This window comes from Delftia sp. ZNC0008 (assembly GCF_000799035.1).
In the GTDB taxonomy this organism is placed as follows: domain Bacteria; phylum Pseudomonadota; class Gammaproteobacteria; order Burkholderiales; family Burkholderiaceae_C; genus Comamonas; species Comamonas tsuruhatensis.
The window spans coordinates 1-2,996 of record NZ_JTKZ01000915.1 but is presented as its reverse complement, the minus strand read 5'-3'; the positions used below and the strand labels follow the sequence as shown (position 1 = coordinate 2,996).

Below are 2,996 nucleotides of genomic sequence, written 5' to 3'. Positions count from 1 at the left end.
CCGCGTAGCGGGGAGCTGGACGGGCAGGCCATGCAGGCCCTCGTGCGCATGCTGACGGCCGAACAGCTTCAGCCGCTGCAGCAGGCACTGGATAATTTCGACTTCGAGCGCGCGCAGGAATGCGCCCAGCAGTTGCAGCAGCAACTGCCCTCGAACGATGGAGACAGAGCATGAATGCGCCCAATCTATTGGCAACGGACAAGCGCCCGCGCCTGCTGCTGGTCGATGACGACCCGACCAACCTGCATGTGCTGCGCCAGATCCTGGGCGAGGATTACCGGCTCTCGTTCGCCACGGACGGGCGCAAGGCTCTGCAGCTGGCCCAGCACCAGCCGGACCTGATCCTGCTGGACATCATGATGCCCGAGCTGGACGGCTACGCCGTGTGCCGCCAGCTCAAGGCGCAGGCCGACACGGCCCGCATCCCGGTGATCTTCATCACCGCCCTGTCGGACGGACAGGACGAGGCCCTGGGCTTTGCCTCGGGCGCGGTGGACTACATCGTCAAGCCCGTGCGCGCGCCCGTGGTGCGGGCGCGGGTGCGCAACCACCTGTCGCTGGTCAAGCTCGACGAGCTGCGCAGCACGCGGCTGCAGATCGTGCAGCGCCTGGGCCGCGCGGCCGAGTACCGCGACAACGAGACGGGCATGCACGTGATCCGCATGAGCCACTACGCAAAGACGTTGGCGCTGGCGGCCGGCTGCACCGACGAATGGGCGGACGACCTGCTCAACGCCGCGCCCATGCACGATGTGGGCAAGATCGGCATCCCCGATGCCATCCTGCTCAAGAACGGCCCGCTGACGGCCGAGGAATGGACGGTCATGCGCCGCCATCCGCAGATCGGCGCCGAGATCATCGGCGAGCACGATTCCCAGGTGCTGCAGATGGCCTACAGCATCGCGCTGACCCACCACGAGAAATGGGACGGCACGGGCTATCCGCAGGGCCTGGCGGGCGAGGACATCCCGCTGGCCTCGCGCATCGTGGCCGTGGCCGACGTGTTCGATGCCCTCACCACGGAACGCCCCTACAAGCACGCGTGGACGGTGGACGACGCCATGGATCACATAGAGCAGCAGGCCGGCGCCCACTTCGACCCGCGCCTGGTGCCGCTGTTCATCGGCCTGCGCCCGCAGCTGGAAGACATACGCGAGCGCTGGAAGGATTGACGGGAGACCGATTCCTGCAGGGTGCGCCGGGGCTTGGGCAATCGCTTACCCTGGGCGGCCTGTCTCCGGCACCTGCCTGTCCTGCCCATGTCTTGTTCGCCTTCTCCCTCCTCTTCCTTGCCTGCCGCTGACCGCTTCCATGTCCGCGCACTGACCGCCGCCGACCTGCCCGGTCTGCTGGACATCCAGCGGGCCTGCTATGGCGAGGACTATGCCGAGAGCGGCGAGGTCTTTGCGCGGCGCCTGGCCGGCACGGCCCATTGCTCGCTGGCACTGGAGCAGGACGGCCGTGTGCGCGCCTATCTCGCGGCCTACCGCAGCCTCATGGCCAAGATCACGCCGCTGCACGGTGACTTCGAGGCCGTCGAGCAGGCCGACACCCTGTACCTGCACGACATGGCCGTGCACCCCGAGGCCGCAGGCCAGGGCCTGGCCCGTGCGCTGCTGGCTCCGCTGTGGGAGCGGGCGCGCGCCGAGGGCCTGCGCCACACGGCCCTGGTGTCGGTGCAGGGCTCGCGCGGCTACTGGGAGCGCCATGGCTATGCCGTGCAGGCGTTGACCGACCCGCTGCAGCAGCAGCGCCTGGTGAGCTACGGCGACGGTGCGCTGTACATGGCCCGGCCGCTGTAGGGCGGTGCTACGGGGCGCTACAGGGTGCTACAGGGCGCCGTGTCGCGTGGTGGTCTGCAAGGCGCGGTGATGGGGTTTTTGGCCGGGGACGGGCCGGCCGCCTCTGGTCATAATGCGCGCCATGCCCGATCGCTGGAAACCCAATGTCACTGTGGCGGCCATCATTGAGCGCGATGGCCGTTTTCTGCTGGTGGAAGAAGACACGGCCGATGGCGTGCGCTACAACACCCCCGCCGGCCATCTCGACCCTGCCGAGTCGCCCATCACCGCCTGTGTGCGCGAGGTCGATGAGGAGACGGCGCACGACTTCGTGCCCACGGCCCTGGTCGGCGTCTACCTGAACCGCTTCGTGCGCACGCGCACCGGCTCCGACATCACCTATCTGCGCTTTGCCTTCACGGGCGAGCTGGGTGACTTCCGGGCCGGCCAGCCGCTGGACGACGGCATCATCCGCACGGTCTGGATGACGCTGGACGAACTCAAGGCCTGCACCGCCCAGCACCGCAGTCCGCTGGTGATGCAAAGCATAGAGGACTACCTGGCCGGCCGCCGCTACCCGCTGGAGCTGATCCACACCGATCCCAGCGTGCTGCAGGCTCCGCAGCCCCACTGAGTCACCAAGGCACCGAGCACCATGCCGGCCCTGTCTGTCACACAACGCCACGCTCCCGCGTCTTGATGGCATGCAGACCTCCTCCGCCACCGACGATCCCCTGGCCCTGTTCGAGCGCCACCGCCCGCGCCTGTTCGGCCTGGCCTACCGCATGCTCGGCCAGCGCGCCGATGCCGAGGACCTGGTCCAGGAGGCCTGGCTGCGCTGGCATGGCGCCGAGCGCGCCGGCATAGAGCAGCCCGAGGCCTGGCTGGTCTCCGTGACCACGCGCCTGGCCATAGACCGGCTGCGCCGCCTGCGCGCCGAGCGCGAGCACTACCAGGGCTTCTGGCTGCCCGAGCCCCTGGTCCAGCCCTGGGCCGAGGAGTCCGCACCCTCGGCCGAAGACCTGCTGGAGCGTGCCCACGACGTGTCCACGGCGCTGATGTTCGTGCTCGAGCAGCTCACGCCCGACGAGCGCGCCGCCTTTTTGCTGCGCGAGGTCTTCGATGCCGACTATGCCGAGGTTGCCCAGGCCCTGGGCCGCAGCGAGGCCGCCTGCCGCCAGCTCGTGCACCGCGCCCGCACCCATGTTCAGGCCG

At 69.0% G+C, this 2,996-nt stretch carries 4 protein-coding genes; all 4 read left to right on the top strand.

The window, feature by feature from the left end; genetic code table 11:
* Positions 1–170: 170 nt before the first annotated feature.
* Complete coding sequence (locus L995_RS29580; protein ID WP_016447218.1) at positions 171–1,172, top strand: HD-GYP domain-containing protein; 1,002 nt, start codon at positions 171–173, stop codon at positions 1,170–1,172.
* An 87-nt stretch (positions 1,173–1,259) separates the two neighbouring features.
* Positions 1,260–1,802 carry a GNAT family N-acetyltransferase gene (locus L995_RS29575; RefSeq protein ID WP_043791589.1) on the top strand — a complete coding sequence of 181 codons (543 nt, stop codon included), beginning with the start codon at positions 1,260–1,262 and terminating at the stop codon, positions 1,800–1,802.
* 112 nt (positions 1,803–1,914) lie between these two features.
* On the top strand, positions 1,915–2,415 hold the full coding sequence (locus L995_RS29570; RefSeq protein WP_017407282.1) for an NUDIX hydrolase: 501 nt from the start codon (positions 1,915–1,917) through the stop codon (positions 2,413–2,415).
* 70 nt (positions 2,416–2,485) lie between these two features.
* On the top strand, positions 2,486–2,996 hold a 511-nt coding region (locus L995_RS29565; protein WP_047475012.1), incomplete at its 3' end, for a sigma-70 family RNA polymerase sigma factor.